The organism is Emticicia fluvialis (assembly GCF_024793945.1).
GTDB classification, from domain to species: domain Bacteria; phylum Bacteroidota; class Bacteroidia; order Cytophagales; family Spirosomataceae; genus Emticicia; species Emticicia fluvialis.
This window is the reverse complement of sequence record NZ_JANUSD010000001.1, coordinates 87,568-103,150: the sequence shown is the minus strand read 5'-3', so window position 1 is coordinate 103,150 and position 15,583 is coordinate 87,568. Positions and strand designations below refer to the sequence as shown.

Genomic DNA, 15,583 nt, shown 5'->3' with positions numbered 1-15,583 from the left:
CGGCTGGTGGCAATAGTTTTCTGCCTGCCGCCAGGCATCTGAACTGTATTAAGAAATCTCTTTTTCAGTGCTATAGAGTTACAAATGGCCCCTTTGCTGATATAAATGCATATATCGGTAATGAAATAATTTTCCCTGAATCCTGAAAATGAACGGCCTTCCTATGATGAGAAACCTTTTAACTGACCAGCAAAATCCAATTAAGGTTCTTTTGGCAGAGGACGATGAAGACGACCAATTCTTTTTTTCCAATGTGTTGTCTGAACTACCTTTTGCCACAGAACTCACAATAGTGAATAATGGTATGGCTGCCGTTGAAAAATTAAAATGCCCCGAAAGCCAACCAGACATCATTTTCCTGGACCTTAACATGCCCAAAATGAGTGGCAAAGAGTGCCTGAAAATGATAAAAACCAACAATTTATACAAAACCATTCCCTGCGTCATTCTCAGCACCTCCTCTTCAGGAGCAGAGATTGAAGAAACCTATTGCGCCGGCGCCAACCTTTACCTGCTTAAACCCAATGAGGTAAGCAACCTTCTTAAAATGGTTGATAAGGTGCTGAAAATTGATTGGAAAGAATACATAACCCCTAAAAGAGAATTGTATTTTCTATCAGAACGCTCGCTTCAAAGAGCCTGAATCACATAGCATTTTGTTTATATTTCTGGTACCAGCTTAGAGTATCAGCCTTGTTTATGGCTCGGGCAGCAAATGCCTGAGCACTTGCTTACTGTTGACGCCTCATTGAATTGAGTGGATGAAGATTCTGAAACAGGTTTCCCCGTTGGTGCATAGGCTTTTCATAATCTGTTTCTGAATCAGATTTATGGAAACGCATTGACGTTTACTGCTACTTCCTTTCGTTTTGAATAATTGATTAAACCTCAGGTTTTCATGTGGGTTATTCTGCGCTTTATATCCAATAATTTACCCTAACGATTGCTTATCTGTTTTGTGGTGATTTTCTTACCCGTCAGTTGAACAATTAATGAAATCTTTTGCCAGCTTAAAAGTACTCCCCTGCCCTTTCTACCTATGGAATGGTTATTTGCTTATACTATTCAGTATTATCAACTAAATCTTTTACACAATGAAAAATTCAAAATCAAAACGTAGTGTTGATGTTTCTGAAAAGGAAAGTGAAAAGCTGAAAGAGCTTTTTACAGATGGCCTGAAAGATATTTACTGGGCAGAGAAACATCTGACAAAGGCTCTGGGTAAAATGGCTAAAGCCGCCACTTCTGAAGAGTTGAAAATGGCCTTTGAAACGCATTTAACAGAAACAGAAGGCCAGATTGCCAAAGTTGAGCAGGTGTTTGAAATGATTGGCGAAAAAGCCAAAGCCAAGCACTGCCCGGCCATGGAAGGACTTATTAAAGAAGGGGAAGAAATAATTGAATCAACTGAAAAGGGCACTTTCGTTCGTGACTGCGGTTTAATTCTGGCAGCCCAGAAAGTAGAACACTATGAGATAGGTTCTTACGGTGGGTTGAGAAGCCTTGCCCAGACTTTAGGATACGAAGAGGCAGCAGGTTTATTACAGGAGATTCTGGACGAAGAAGGTGCGACCGATAAAAAGCTGACCGAACTGGCAGAAGCAACCATTAATGTGGAAGCTGCGCAGGAATAACGTTTATTAGAAATGATTAAGGTAGTATAGGCATCTGCCAGATGGCCCTATACTACCTTTTTTTTATTCACGAGCTGTTAGTCTTTAATCTATTTAAGTTAAAGTATTATTGGATGTCTCTTGGTAATACTTTCAACCTTTGAAAAACAATTTCCACTAAAGATTGAGACTCAAACAGCTGGTAAAGTATCTGGTTCTATCTATACAATTACCAATATATTTACGCTTGAAGTCAAGATACACAGGCATGAAATAGCTAAGCCTTTCTTAGACATTAGCGTAAGCTTTTTATGAACGATCGGGCTGCTCTGTAACCGCACATACCGTGCACACCACCCCCGGGCGGAGTAGAACCGCTGCATATATAAATCTTTGGATTCGGCGTTGAATAAGGATTTAGCCTTGCTACCGGCCTTGTAAATAATTGTGTTAGGTCTGCTGCCCCTCCGGCAATAGTACCACCGAAAAAATTCCTGTTATAATTATAAAACTGAGAAGTATTGGTAGTTTTTCTTTCCAGAATAGTGTCTTTGAAACCCGGGGCAAATCTTTCAATCTGTTTTTCTATAGCAAGTGTCATGTCTTTTGTGCTTCCGTTAGGCACATGGCAATAAGCATATCCGGTTTGCATACCTGACGGGGCCCGGCTGAAATCAAACTCACTTTGCTGGCATACCATAACAAATGGCGACTCGCTATGCCTGCCATTCCAGGCATCTTTTTCACTTTGCGCAATTTCCGGTAATGTTCCGCCAACATGTACTGTCGATGCTTTTAAGCAGTTGGCATCTTTCCAGGGGATGGATGAACGTAATGCCCAATCAATTTTAAATACCCCAGGGCCAAAATTGAATTTCCTTAACCTATTTATGTAGTTGGCCGGCAATTGCTTTTCTGCAATATTTGAAAGCTGAAGTGGGTCGGTATCAAAAAAGTAGTAATCTGCCTTGGGTAAATCTTCCATGCTGCTTATAAAGCAGTTAGTAATAATTTTACCCCCAGCCTTAATAAAATAAGAAGCCAATGCATTGGCTATGGCTATTGAGCCTCCTTTTGCAACGGGCCAATCAACCACATGGCCGGAAATGGCAAATACCAGACCTACTGCCGACGAGAAGCTCATGTCTAAAGGCAATATGCTGTGCGTTGAGCAACCTGCAAATAAAGCCTTTGCCCTGGTCTGGCTAAACAAACTATTGGCAAGAGAACTGGCAGGAAGCATTCCTTTTAGGCCAAAATTTGCTAAGGTGAATGGCGCATCAGGCCAACCCAAAGGCCCCAGAATATCTTTAAAAAGTACATCTGCCTTTTTTACAAAAGGTGTTAATGTTTTCTCCCACTTAATTCCATCTTTACCCCCAATTGAAAGCTTTGTATCTTCAATTGACCGATATTGAATCACTGCAGGTTCATTATCAAGCGGATGCGCAATTGAAGCCTTCGGAAATACCCACTCAAGGCCATGTTCCTGCAATGACAGACTCTGAAAAAAAGGTGAAAGAAAGCCCATCGGATGAACCGCCGAACAATGATCATGATTAAAACCTGGTAAGGTAAGTTCAGATGTTCGGGTTCCACCTCCAATGGTATCAGCCCCCTCAACTATTACAACCTGCAAACCACTTTTTTGTAATTCAATAGCGGCCGCCAGACCGTTCGGCCCAGACCCGATTACAACAACATCCGGATTACCCATTTTGCGAAATCCTGTTTATTAAATTTTCAAAACCTGATTTTGCTCCTGCTACTTTACTTTTAATATTCTCTATCATTGAGGTATAATCCAATAATACAAAAAGTAAAAGCATGTTTTCAAGAAAAAGAATATTCATTAGCAGATATATACCTAAATGAAACAGGAAAAGTAAGACTACAAGCCCAAGTCGTAGCTTTTTACTTGTAAATAAAGCAAAAGGAGCAATGATTTCAAGAACAGTTGAAACCGGCAGCATTGGCGCAACTAAATAATTCAGCCATGGATAATCTAATACCATTTTACCATATTCAAATCCCCATTCGCTAGGGTTATAGGCATGAAAAACTATCCATTGGCGCATAATATCAGGATGAAACGTGATTGGGAAGCCCTTGGCAACTCTGGCAATTCCGATAACCGCGTAATCAAAAGTGATTATAATTCCCAAAGCGAGCATTCCAGCCTGGTAAACCGACTGAGGCTTGTCGCTTTTGCTATTTGCGGTATCATAACATGGTAAAAGCAACAATAAATAAGTACAATATAGCAAGGTAAGCTCCCGGTGATTGACATGATTGCCCCATCCGCGAATATAGCCCATATAAAATGTCAGCAATACAGCTGCAATAAAAATGTTCCATTTAGACCTTCCAATTCCAAAAATAACTGCAACTATAAAATACAGGGTTACGCATTTAACTGTGAGCATTACACCCGGAGATATAGCCCTCAGAAAATCATCACTTAAAATATTCATCAGGCCATGCTTAAAGAAAATGCTGTGTTCTGCATTGGCAACCAGATAGCTGCTATCTGTAGAAACCCATATAAACCAGATAAAAAATATCCAAATTCTTGCAAAAGAAAGCGTATCTGCATTTGCGCCGTTGTGTAAAGTTATTTTCATTTCTTAAAGGGATTTTTAACAGACATTTGATAATCTTTAGATACTGCGTCTTTTGTAGTTTTAGTTAAGTCTATATTCACAATTTGAAAATCTAAGCTGTCTGGTAAATCTTTCCCCTGAAATTGAAGCACATTATAAATTGATCTGCCATACTTACTTATCTCTGCTTTTGCCCAGGATATTTTTTCGGCATTATCAGATTTTAGCGCGGATATAATTACATTGTTCATTTTCGTTGACAATGTTGGTGTGCCTGCTCCTCTAAGAATATCTGAAGGTGCATAGTATTCTGTTTTGCCATCTGAAAACCTGCCGGCAAATTCGTAGGTTTGAACGGTTTGTATTCTGCCCCCTCCTTCAAACATAGCGAATCTCGCAATCGGGAAAAACTCAACCTTCTTATCAGGGAATTGATATTGCCAGCGGTCAATAAGCTGTACAAACATCCAGAATCCAAAAAATAACATAAAAATACCCAGTTTAAATGCCCCCAGGCTTCTTAATGCATTTAGTACCCTTAATCTTAAAAAAATTACATAAAGTAATCCAATTAAAAATACTGCTTCAAAAACTATACGTAGATATTGGACCATCGCTTTTTGGTAAGTAGTTCATATAAAAAACTAAAAACCAATGCCACATCTGCATCTTCCTGAAATTCTAAGCTATTTCATAATAGTGCTTAATTAATAAAAGAAAATGCTAAAATTGTATGGGAAAATTTTCCCATATAATTTGAATATATAGTAAATAATTCTACTCATGTAGAATTACTGCCACGATAATTTAAAATTTGATTTTTTGACAATAAAACGCAATTTTTAAGCATAAATGGCGTATAAGCATACTATGCAAAGTTATTTTATAAGAAAGATTTAAGATTAAAAACACATCTTGTGTATTTGATGTCAGTGGCACAATCATTTACTTACTTCAACCCCTTAAATCAGCACGGCAAGTCAATTTTCCGATTTGAAACCTTAAATAGAATTGATAAAGCCTGAGCTACAAGCTAACATTTAATAAATTGGGAATGCCCATCAGGTTTAACTGACTCATGCATTATATACGTTTACAGGCAGAGCTGTATTCTAAAAAAAAGCCAACCCCCACAGCACATTACTGTAGGGGTTGGCTTGTGTTTTCATAGAGATTTTCAAACCAATTGAAATACCTCCTGAATTTTAATACTAATCAGACCACCAATGGCCAGACCTTATTTAATGACATTTAAAATAAGTACAAGCGTAGTTACTATACCAGTAAATATTGGAATCAACTGAATGGTCTGTATTCTCTGATCGGTATAAGTAACTTTACCTTTACTGATGTCAATATAAATTACATCATTGTTTTTAATGTAATAATAAGGCGAATTAAAAAAGTCTCTTTTGGTTAGATCCAACTTAACTATCTCGCGTTTATCTCCCGTTGTTCTAATCAACATTACATTCTTACGCAAACCGTAAATTGTTAAATCACCAGCCATACCAATTGCGTCTGGCAAGGTTGTATGGTCGTCCAGAAGATTGAAAACAGACGGTCTGTTCACCTCGCCAATAATTGTAAACTTATGGTTCAGAAAACGGACATTTACAGTAGGCTCTTTTAAAAATGTAAGGAGTTTTGCCTTTATACTATCACCGGCCTCTTTCAAGGTTAGGCCCTCCAATTTTACACTTCCAACCAATGGCATATCAATATTGCCTTGCGGATTTACCAAATAACCAAGTGGTTGATTTCTTGCCATACCTCCACCCGTTGAACCCGGAAAGTTAGTAGTTGTAAGGGCATTAACGTTAGGGAAATTAAAAATAACGTTAGATTCTTCACTTAAGCTGCTCACGGTTACGGCCAGAATGTCATCTGCCTGAATGCGGGTTACAGTTGGAAGGTTGGGGGGGAGTACCTGATTGGACACCGAATCTGTGCCTTGAAAATAGGTAATATCTTTTGTATTTACCCGCACACACGAGGACGCAACAAACACGATACCAGATAAACAAAGCAAAGCTCTGAATAATTTCATTAACTTTTTGGGGCTGTTGTTAAACATAAAATAATAGATAAAAATTGCTGATAGTTATGGCTAGTTAATAGAACTTCAATAAATGTCAGACAAGTATTCAATTGTTATATTTCTTGTGTTAATTCACTGTATTATCCTTCTCCGGTTCTTATCACTCTTCTTAAGTTCTCATTTAATTAATCAACCAGCAATACTCAAAAAATTAACATACGCAGAACTGCTGTGTGTATTCTTAAAATAAGACCTGAAAATATTGATTGGATTTGTGCACACGGTAGACAGGTAAAGGGCTGTTCATTTTCGTTGTTTGCTACTCAAAAAATACAATTTTAATATCATGCCAAACTTTAACCGAAACAAGGAAAAACTAAGCTAGTAAAAGTACGTAATAATTTAAATTCTGTTTTCAATCAAAGCTATACTTACATCAGGCACTTCAAACTTTCAATTAATCTCAATTTAAATTAAACTCAAGCGAAGCATTCAATTTTAAAGAATAGAACAAATATTTAAGACCCCGAAAACGGAAAAACTTTTTTCTTAAAATTGTGCCTTACAAAAATAAAAGAAAGTTTTAGAATTTAAACAGTATATTTTGATGCCAAACCGTATTTTTTAGTTTTTTATAGAATCTTCATATAAAAGTATTTAGAAATACAATAAAAAATCATTTGATGCCAGTAACCCTCTGAACCAGATTAATAAAATATTGAAGGCCTGTTTACCATTTGTAGTGCCTGACCCAATGAACATAAAATTTGAAACCCATACCGGAGAGGCTTTGTTGTTTAACTAATCATTACCCGACTGCACGTTTTTTAATCTTTAACAGGTAAAATATGAGATTACGAGATTCTGTCGTAATTTTGTTTAAATTCTGTAACGTACACGCTAGTCATAATCTAAATTGAATGGCATTTACTAAAAAGGTATAATGCTTCAAGAAAAACAATAAGTTAAAACACAATTCTTATGCTCTCAATTTTTAATTGGAAAAAACCTGCTGCTGATCCACTTTCATTCTTAAAAACCGATATTCATTCTCATCTGCTTCCGGGAATAGACGACGGCTCAACGGATATGGAACGAACCATTAACTATATTGAAGAGCTTCATAAAATAGGTTATAAAAAGTTTATTACAACACCTCATGTTAAGGCAGGCATTTTTCCTAATACACCAGCCATCATTAACAATGCGCTCAATGAAGTAAGAGAAGCGATAAAGCCGCGTAACCTTGATATAGAAATTGAAGCCGCTGCTGAATATCTGCTGGATGAAGAGTTTGAAAGCATTTTGCAAAGAAATGAGTTATTAAGCTTCGGTACAAAGCGTTACCTGCTCATTGAAATGTCGTTCATTTCTCCGCCACCCAACTTATCTCAGCTTATATTTAAACTAAAAACCAGTGGTTATTCGCCTGTTATGGCACACCCTGAGCGCTATCCTTATTGGTGGGAAAGTCTTGATAAAATAGCTGATTTAAAACAGGTAGGGTGCCTGCTTCAGCTTAACTTGTTGTCGTTAGCAGGCTACTACGGTAAAAAGACTAAACAAGTAGCAACCAAATTGCTGGAATCCGGTATCATAGATTTTGTTGGAACCGACCTGCACCATGAAAGGCATCTGGCCGATATCCAGCTATTAACGAAGGATTCGAAGTTGATGAAGCTATTAAAAAATAAAGCATTTCTTAACGAAATGCTTTAGTAGAAATTCTTTTGATTTGCTCCAGGTGTATGTGGATTAATAGGCCATTTTTTCGCCTTTCACCATATTATAAACTGTAGCAACTATTATTTTAATATCCAGCCAGATACTCCAGTGGCTGATATACCAGATATCAAATTTCACACGTTTTTTCATCAATGAAATGTCCTTGGTCTCTCCTCTGTATCCATTTACCTGAGCCCAACCTGTAATACCCGGTTTAACCCAGTGCCTGATCAGATAATTATCAATCTGCTCTTTACTTTCTATGTTGTGCTGCACAGCGTGAGGTCTTGGCCCTACAACTGACATATCGCCAAACAATACATTGAAAAACTGTGGCAACTCATCCAGGTTAGTTTTACGCAAAAACCTTCCGACTTTGGTAATTCTTGGGTCATCTTTTTCAGTTTGCCAGAAACCTCCGTCTTTTTTGCGGGTAGAACTGTCTGAATACATGGACCTGAATTTAAAACACACAATTTTCTTATTGTTTTTACCCCAACGCTCCTGAAGGAAGAAAATAGGCCCTTTTGAATCAATTCTGATAATTAATGCCAGAATAGGTATCAACCATGAAAACACCAAAACTATAACCAAAAGGCTGAAAACTATATCAAAAGCACGTTTAAGAACTCTAAAATGCCATTCTTCTAACGGATTTTTCCGCAAAGTAAGAATAGGGTTACCGCCAAAGAGTTCAAGTTTATATTGTTTTAACCCATATTGCGAGTACTCAGGTATAATTCGGGTTTTTATTCCCTCTTTTTCAGTTACCTGAATAATCTTCTCAACATACTCCTTGTCAAAAGAAGGCAAGGCAACAATTACTTCTTCAATACGGCTTTTTTTGATGACACTCTCAAGATTGGCCAGATTACCCTTATACTGGCCATTCAGATATTGAGGCTTCGATTCATCAATAAAACCTGCTACTTTATATCCAAACTGCGGTGTATCGCTAAATATTTTATAAAAAGACATAGCGCTGTCTCCTGTACCTACTATTAGAATATTCTTTATTTTGTATCCTCTTTCATATAACAACAGACTTATCTTCTTGAACAGATACTTCTGTATTGTCATCACAACAAAAACAAAAATGATGTTGAGCAGCACCAGCGTTCTTGAATAGAAGCTATCGTTAGATAGAAAAAGATATACCATTAAGGCTACCCCCTGGGCAATTATATTGGGAATGAGCACAAGAAACTCATCTACATACTTTACCGTACGAAACTCGTCGTATAATTCAGTATAACGGCTGGTAAAGTACCAGATTACCAATAGAAGAAAAATTAAAAATATATCACTATTGCGAAAAACCCGGCCACTTAATATCTGTGCTATACTATAGCAAAATATTAAACAGAGTGAATCTGTCAATAATCTTATATGATATACTTTTTTTAGATTTGAGACCATATAATTTAAAAACTAGAACTGTAATTATATGCTATGTTTGAATATCGAATTTGAAGCAACTACTTTTTGGGTATAATTTCTTCGTGACACGCTTATGCTAACTTAAAGCCTATTGACAGTTTAGTACTGTGCTTAAAAGAGAGATAACTGGCAATAACTCAACATTATATTTTGCAGCAAACAAAATAAAAAACAACCTACGCAAAAGTAAATTTCCACCCTATCATTAGCAATAATCGTTGTGTAAACCTTCAATTAAATTTACAATTATTGTAATCATGTTTTAACAGCAGTGTTTCCTGATACAAACTTAGAAAATATAATTTACTTATTATAGCGGAGGGGGTGAAAAATGCAAGAAGTCCTTTTTAAGTTTATATAAATACAGTTAATTTTTTACTTCTGGCATCAGCGTTACACACTATACGTATATATACTATAGAATACGTACCTAAGTCGCAATTTTTACAAGCCTCTTTTTAGCTGATTATCCCAGTAACTGCTATGATAAGTCCTTAACTTTTCATCCAGTTGGTAACCTGTTCTGTATCGCTCGGCAATCTGATATCCTTTTACATATAAGTATTCCCACCTGAACTCATCTGCTGTTCTAAGCCTGACACGCTTGCCCTGCAGGATAACACCAGGCGGAATTGGTATAGCAAAATTGAAACCTACTGATGTGCCATTGGTAGTTTTTAATGCATAGAACCCGATCTCTACATTTGAGAACTGGCGTATAAAATCAAATCTTACGCCTCTATCGTTATAAAGGTATTGCCCACCCGAAAGTTTTAAGGTTATATCATTCTTAAAAATACGGTAGCTCACATCACCTAACACCATGAGATGCCTGAGGGACTGGTATTCAAAATAATCGCCTGATATTCTGTAATAGCCGCTGAAAGAACCCTCCAACCCGAACGACCAAGGACTGTTCACATCAAAATACCTATACTGTGCATTGAGGCCGTACTGGTCTTTATAAAACAATCCGGCAGAAAGGCTCATAAAGTTAAATTTTCTAAAAGTCAGAAATTTATTAATAAAGGTAGGAGCCAGACGTAACCTCAGCGATTGCTGGTCTAAATCATTGACAATCGGTATAGTAAGACCGGTTGTAATAGCAAGGCCTCGGCCTAAAATAAGCTGGGTATTAAGAGCTACACTAAACTTGGCCTCAACAGGGTTATCAAAGTTACCGAACTTAGCTGTAAAGAGGGGAAGTAAAGAAAAGTCAAGCTTATAATCTTTCAGCGGAAACCATTTGTTAACCCCGACTTGCCGGGAAGCTGATGCAGAAAGCGGTTTAGAATAAATACCCGAACCTATTTTCTGATAGGATGCGATAGGCACTCCCTGAAACAACGGAATATACCTCTGGCTACTGGTGTCTGAAAGGGAGTAGCGCAACTCAACAAACCCGTTAAACGGATTCCGGTAAATGCGTTGTTCATAACTAACCCCGAGGCTGTCTTTATTTACACGCTCATAGGTAAGAAGTGTCTTCCCCTTCTTACCAGACTGCGCATAACCCATACCGGTTATACACAAAAAGCATAGTAAACTATTAATTAAGTGTTTCATCCAGCTTGGCAATGCTTTTCTTTGGTTTAAGCAGTTGAAAATGAATTGAAGAACCGAATATGAACCTGTCTCCGTTAAGTAATCCTCCCTGAACCGTCCATTTCTTCCAGAGCGTTAAATAGGCTCCAACATTCAGATGTTGCGAGTCCCACTCGGTCATCAGTCCGGCTTTATTCCGGTATCCTAACTTGATACCCGCAAAAGGACCTACAAGGTAACCGTTGTTGAAGATGAAATCACTTTTCTTCTGAAACTTTAAATTTGAAAAAATATTCGAATTCGCAAGATTCAGTTTAAAATCACCTTCTCTTGAAAGAATATACGGGCTACCATACCCGGCTGTTGTTTCCAGGTTCAGGTCTTTGTTCAGATTGAAGTGCTTGGTAGCCACTAAAACATTGGTCAGCATGGCTGTTTCAATCATAAACGGCGAAGAAATAATAACAGCCACTGAAGGAAACCTGGGTTTTTCTTTTACCAGAAGATAGCTTATATCCAGTTGCCTGTCTCCCAGACCCTCACGTATTTTTGTATCGGTTGTAACCGGTTGAAGCAGGCTTAAGGTAATGGTAAGGCGCGGCAGTAAGGTAAGATTGGCAAATAAAACACGCTCGGCATTTCTTTGCTTACTTCTTAACGAATATTTAAGCGGATTGTAGTTGTAGCCGAAGCTGAGGCTGGCGTCTTCGTAAGCAGTTGCATTAGGGATATACATCAGACCCGATTTGCCAGATAGATTCACCTGTGCCCAAACGGATTGCGAAGCAAAAACAAAAAGGCAGGTTGCTACGGTGGAGCGAAAAATCAAAAAAGAGCTACCCTTAAATCTCCATTTAAAAGAAATAAACGATAGCGCTTTTTTGATTTTCATATTTTTAAGAGGCGTTTGAATTAAAATTAACCCTGGCCCTGGTCATGACAAGTCTGGAAAGACGCCGTCAGGGTGGCCTGCATATTAGTAATGGTGGTATTATAAGCGTTAGCAATAGCGGCGAGGTCAGTATCTCGCGCTGAAGCTGCAGCGGCTATGGTGGCAGTGGTAGTTAAATTACAAGCATTTACTTCTGCTGCATATAAATTACCCGACAACTCAATAGTCTGAACAAAATTAACATATAAAAGTACAGTTAGCAAATTATAATTTGCTTCGCCTAGCGTATCTTTTACAGAAGCCAAAGCAGTAAGGCCTGCCTGAAGCAAATTGTTGGCAGTTGTGTTTCTGGTACTAAACGATGTACCTGCGGTGGCAATACATGCCGCACTGTTGGCTGCCGCTACCCGGTTAGCATAAGTGGCATTTACAGTTTGTTCCTGGGTTGCTCTGGCTGCATCTATGGTTGCTTTGGCACGATTAAATGCCAGCTGAGCCGAGTCGGTACAGGCGCTGTTTACTGCGGCCACGGCATAATCAGGAAACTTGATTAATGACTCATTTTTTGTAAAGGAAGACTCTTTTACAAAACCCGTTACAACCGTACCGTTAACCGATGGCAGGGTAATCTTTGGCAAATAGGCAGCCAGCGCAGGATTCAAAGCAATTGCTTGTACTGACGCTTTCAAATCTGCCGGTAAAGTACCTGTAGACACCAGATTACTGACCACCGCCGGAGTGAAAGCAGCGGAGATTTTACCTGCTTCCGAGGGCGCAATCACCTTCTCCACGTTGGCAGCAGCTGTGGTAACATCAGAGGTAACTGTTCCGGTGGCCAGAGCAGTGGTCACCGCCGTTGTTGTGGCTGATGCAGTTACTGAACCCTGCGTAGTGGTTACGGCTGCTGGTGTAGTTGGCTTTACATCTGGCAGTTTTACATCTTTGTACTTTTCCTCAAATTTAGGAATCTCAGGCTCTGCGTCTTTCGACTTACAGTTGTACATACTAACTGCCAACGCCATAACCAAACTCAGGCTGGCAAACTTAAATTTTCTTCCAGTTTTCATGATAATTTAAATTAATAAGAAAAATTGTATTGGGGATTTACTTAATTACGCTGCTAAAAAAACCAAGATTTCTTGTTTTAAGACCTTGAATTGTACTAAATCAATTCAAATTGCCTGTAAAACATGAAGAAATCTTGTGATTCCTGACAAATTATCCTTTAAGGTAGTGGCGAACTTTTAGTGTTGCAGTAAAAAAGATGTAAAACGAAGGGCAGCTCAGAAACAAATTAAACGAGCTCAACAATAGCAAACTTACAAAAGACAGAAAATCTGTATGAGGCGAATTAAGATAATAAACCTCTGATGTAACAACTTAACCGGAACAACAACTCTAAAATATTGGTAAATGCAATTATTGCCAAATAATATTCAAACTTTTTGCCATATTACCTCTAAAAAAGCATATTTTCTTTGTTAAAGACAATTCTATGCAAAGTAAATCCAAAATGGTCTGACCAATAATTAGGTATAATTTGGCGCACATGGCCTCATATACCTAATTATTAATCAGTTATAAAATGCTTCTTACTTGCCTTTGCTAAACAAAGCCACATCTGCCTGCATCATATCTTTTACCAATGCCGGTAGGTCGTATTTAGGCACCCAACCCAATTTGGTTTTAGATTTTGTTGGGTCTCCTATCAACAATTCAACCTCTGTTGGTCTGAAATATCTTGGATCTACAAAAACAACTTCTTTACCGATTGGCAATTGATAATCTGGATTGCTACATGCTGTTACAAATCCGATTTCATCTACGCCTTCACCTTTAAATTCTACCGAGATACCCACTTCAGCAAAAGACATTCTTACAAACTCTCTTACACGGGTAGTGATTCCCGTTGCAATTACGTAATCTTCCGGTACATCTTGTTGTAGAATTAACCACATGGCTTCTACGTAGTCTTTGGCATGACCCCAGTCGCGTTGCGCATCCAGATTACCCAGATACAAAGCGTCTTGTTGGCCTAATGCAATCTGAGACACTGCACGGGTAATTTTTCTGGTAACAAATGTTTCTCCACGTAGTGGCGACTCATGGTTAAACAAAATACCGTTTACGGCAAACATATTGTAGGCCTCTCTGTAGTTGACTGTAATCCAGTAGCCATACAATTTGGCAACTGCATAAGGAGAACGCGGATAGAAAGGCGTAGTTTCTGATTGAGGCACTGCCTGTACCAAACCATATAGCTCAGAAGTTGAGGCCTGATAAATTTTAGTTTTCTCGATTAATCCTAAAAGCCGAACAGCTTCCAGAACTCTAAGCGTACCGATACCATCTACCTGTGCAGTATATTCAGGCTCGTCAAAAGAAACTTTCACGTGAGACATTGCACCCAGGTTATAGATTTCGTCTGGTTGAACTTCCTGAATAATTCTGATGATATTGGTAGAGTCAGACAAGTCACCATAGTGCATTATAAATTTAACACCTCTTTCGTGCAGGTCTTCATACAAATGGTCTACCCTTTGAGTATTGATTAACGAACTTCTGCGCTTAATACCATGAACTTCGTAGCCTTTATTTAATAAAAAATCTGCCAAGTAGGCTCCGTCTTGACCTGTGATACCTGTTATCAGTGCTTTTTTCATTGAGTAACAATCTTTGGTTTATAATAAGTGTATAATGATATTGAATATGTCAACTAAAATATAAGTTTTACTTTCCGGGTTTTTCAAGAATGTTACCAAACTGTCTTAATTTGTACCCAGACGGAGCGTGTCATGATGCTCCAGGAAATCCTGATAGGCCAGCCCTATTCCTTCTTCCAGTTCTATGGTATGTTTCCAGCCACAATTATGCAGTTTTGAAACATCCATCAGTTTTCTTGGTGTTCCATCCGGTTTACTTGTGTCCCAGATTAACTCACCCTCAAAACCAACAATTTTCTTTACTGTTTCTGCCAACTCCTTAATGGTAACATCTACTCCGGTTCCTACATTGATTAATTCAGGCTCGCTGTATTGCTCCATTAAATAAAGACAGGCTGCTGCCAGATCATCGGCATGCAAAAACTCTCTCATCGGAGACCCCGTACCCCATAAGGTTACCGTGGCCACATGATTGGTTTTAGCCTCATGAAACTTCCGAATCATGGCCGGTAAAACGTGAGAATTCTGTAAATCATAATTATCATTAGGCCCATACAAATTAGTTGGCATGGCCGATATAAAGTCACAACCATATTGGCTTCTGTAAGCCTCGCACATCTTAATGCCCGCAATTTTCGCAATAGCGTATGGCTCATTGGTAGGTTCAAGATAGCCGCTCAAAAGATATTCTTCCTTAAGAGGCTGAGGCGCCAGTTTTGGATAGATACATGAAGAACCTAAAAACAGTAATTTTTTAACACCTGTTTTATATGAACTATGAATTATATTATTCTGAATTGCCAGATTTTCATACAAAAAATCTGCACGGTAGGTATTATTGGCAACAATACCACCCACTTTGGCAGCAGCCAGAAATACATATTCAGGTTTTTCGGTCTGAAAAAAGTCTTCTACCGCCTGTTGGTTTCTTAAGTCTAATTCTTTTGACGTGCGAAGTACAAAATTGGTATAACCATCCTTTTGTAACTTCCTTAAAATTGCCGAGCCAACCATTCCCCGGTGACCAGCGACGTATATTTTGGAATCCTTGTGCATTTAAT

13 protein-coding genes are annotated in these 15,583 nt (G+C 38.3%); 3 read left to right on the top strand and 10 right to left on the bottom strand.

Annotated elements, in window-relative coordinates:
* Window positions 1-163: 163 nt before the first annotated feature.
* Both NZ848_RS00400 and NZ848_RS00395 read left to right on the top strand, forming a co-directional pair.
* Window positions 164-643, top strand: a complete 480-nt coding sequence (locus NZ848_RS00400; protein WP_259013922.1) for a response regulator — start codon at window positions 164-166, stop codon at window positions 641-643.
* A gap of 451 nt (window positions 644-1,094) precedes the next feature.
* Window positions 1,095-1,634 (top strand): YciE/YciF ferroxidase family protein, encoded by a 540-nt coding sequence (locus tag NZ848_RS00395; RefSeq protein WP_253532973.1) that lies wholly within the window; start codon window positions 1,095-1,097, stop codon window positions 1,632-1,634.
* A 274-nt stretch (window positions 1,635-1,908) separates the two neighbouring features.
* Here NZ848_RS00395 and NZ848_RS00390 read toward each other — a convergent pair whose 3' ends face one another.
* From NZ848_RS00390 to NZ848_RS00375, 4 genes are all read right to left on the bottom strand, one after another.
* The gene (locus tag NZ848_RS00390; RefSeq protein ID WP_259013921.1) at window positions 1,909-3,330 is read right to left on the bottom strand and encodes a phytoene desaturase family protein; all 1,422 of its coding nucleotides are present in this window, start codon (window positions 3,328-3,330) and stop codon (window positions 1,909-1,911) included.
* Window positions 3,323-4,087 (bottom strand): hypothetical protein, encoded by a 765-nt coding sequence (locus tag NZ848_RS00385; RefSeq protein ID WP_259013920.1) that lies wholly within the window; start codon window positions 4,085-4,087, stop codon window positions 3,323-3,325. Before NZ848_RS00385 ends, NZ848_RS00390 begins: the two co-directional genes overlap by 8 nt.
* Before the next feature lie 146 nt (window positions 4,088-4,233).
* On the bottom strand, window positions 4,234-4,830 hold the full coding sequence (locus NZ848_RS00380; protein ID WP_253532968.1) for a hypothetical protein: 597 nt from the start codon (window positions 4,828-4,830) through the stop codon (window positions 4,234-4,236).
* 623 nt (window positions 4,831-5,453) lie between these two features.
* Complete coding sequence (locus tag NZ848_RS00375) at window positions 5,454-6,266, bottom strand: polysaccharide biosynthesis/export family protein (protein WP_259013919.1); 813 nt, start codon at window positions 6,264-6,266, stop codon at window positions 5,454-5,456.
* A 972-nt stretch (window positions 6,267-7,238) separates the two neighbouring features.
* Between NZ848_RS00375 and NZ848_RS00370 the strand changes: the two genes are divergently transcribed.
* Window positions 7,239-7,976, top strand: a complete 738-nt coding sequence (locus NZ848_RS00370; protein ID WP_259013918.1) for a tyrosine-protein phosphatase — start codon at window positions 7,239-7,241, stop codon at window positions 7,974-7,976.
* Window positions 7,977-8,012: 36 nt separating this feature from the next.
* On the opposite strand, the gene NZ848_RS00365 is transcribed toward NZ848_RS00370, so the two are convergent.
* The 6 genes from NZ848_RS00365 to fcl form a co-directional block, all read right to left on the bottom strand.
* Window positions 8,013-9,401: an undecaprenyl-phosphate glucose phosphotransferase gene (locus NZ848_RS00365; RefSeq protein WP_253532962.1), complete on the bottom strand. Its 1,389-nt coding sequence runs from the start codon at window positions 9,399-9,401 to the stop codon at window positions 8,013-8,015.
* Window positions 9,402-9,866: 465 nt separating this feature from the next.
* Entirely contained in the window at window positions 9,867-10,988 is a 1,122-nt protein-coding gene (locus NZ848_RS00360) for a YjbH domain-containing protein (RefSeq protein ID WP_259013917.1), read from the bottom strand.
* Window positions 10,972-11,859 (bottom strand): YjbH domain-containing protein, encoded by an 888-nt coding sequence (locus NZ848_RS00355; protein ID WP_259013916.1) that lies wholly within the window; start codon window positions 11,857-11,859, stop codon window positions 10,972-10,974. The genes NZ848_RS00360 and NZ848_RS00355 overlap by 17 nt, the downstream gene beginning before the upstream one ends.
* A gap of 26 nt (window positions 11,860-11,885) precedes the next feature.
* A complete protein-coding gene (locus tag NZ848_RS00350; protein ID WP_259013915.1) occupies window positions 11,886-12,926 on the bottom strand; it encodes a hypothetical protein in 1,041 nt (346 codons plus the stop codon).
* A gap of 525 nt (window positions 12,927-13,451) precedes the next feature.
* Window positions 13,452-14,522, bottom strand: coding sequence for a GDP-mannose 4,6-dehydratase (gene gmd / locus NZ848_RS00345; RefSeq protein WP_259013914.1), 1,071 nt, complete (start codon window positions 14,520-14,522; stop codon window positions 13,452-13,454).
* 105 nt (window positions 14,523-14,627) lie between these two features.
* Window positions 14,628-15,578, bottom strand: coding sequence for a GDP-L-fucose synthase (gene fcl / locus NZ848_RS00340; protein WP_253532955.1), 951 nt, complete (start codon window positions 15,576-15,578; stop codon window positions 14,628-14,630).
* Window positions 15,579-15,583: the final 5 nt, after the last annotated feature.

Bases quoted from the DNA above. Each gene is read 5' to 3' on its own strand.
- NZ848_RS00360 (WP_259013917.1), bottom strand. From the start codon at position 10,988: ATGAAACACTTAATTAATAGTTTACTATGCTTTTTGTGTATAACCGGT.
- gmd (WP_259013914.1), bottom strand. From the start codon at position 14,522: ATGAAAAAAGCACTGATAACAGGTATCACAGGTCAAGACGGAGCCTAC.
- NZ848_RS00380 (WP_253532968.1), bottom strand. From the start codon at position 4,830: ATGGTCCAATATCTACGTATAGTTTTTGAAGCAGTATTTTTAATTGGA.
- NZ848_RS00370 (WP_259013918.1), top strand. From the start codon at position 7,239: ATGCTCTCAATTTTTAATTGGAAAAAACCTGCTGCTGATCCACTTTCA.
- NZ848_RS00400 (WP_259013922.1), top strand. From the start codon at position 164: ATGATGAGAAACCTTTTAACTGACCAGCAAAATCCAATTAAGGTTCTT.
- fcl (WP_253532955.1), bottom strand. From the start codon at position 15,578: ATGCACAAGGATTCCAAAATATACGTCGCTGGTCACCGGGGAATGGTT.
- NZ848_RS00355 (WP_259013916.1), bottom strand. From the start codon at position 11,859: ATGAAAATCAAAAAAGCGCTATCGTTTATTTCTTTTAAATGGAGATTT.
- NZ848_RS00375 (WP_259013919.1), bottom strand. From the start codon at position 6,266: ATGAAATTATTCAGAGCTTTGCTTTGTTTATCTGGTATCGTGTTTGTT.
- NZ848_RS00385 (WP_259013920.1), bottom strand. From the start codon at position 4,087: ATGAATATTTTAAGTGATGATTTTCTGAGGGCTATATCTCCGGGTGTA.
- NZ848_RS00390 (WP_259013921.1), bottom strand. From the start codon at position 3,330: ATGGGTAATCCGGATGTTGTTGTAATCGGGTCTGGGCCGAACGGTCTG.
- NZ848_RS00365 (WP_253532962.1), bottom strand. From the start codon at position 9,401: ATGGTCTCAAATCTAAAAAAAGTATATCATATAAGATTATTGACAGAT.
- NZ848_RS00395 (WP_253532973.1), top strand. From the start codon at position 1,095: ATGAAAAATTCAAAATCAAAACGTAGTGTTGATGTTTCTGAAAAGGAA.
- NZ848_RS00350 (WP_259013915.1), bottom strand. From the start codon at position 12,926: ATGAAAACTGGAAGAAAATTTAAGTTTGCCAGCCTGAGTTTGGTTATG.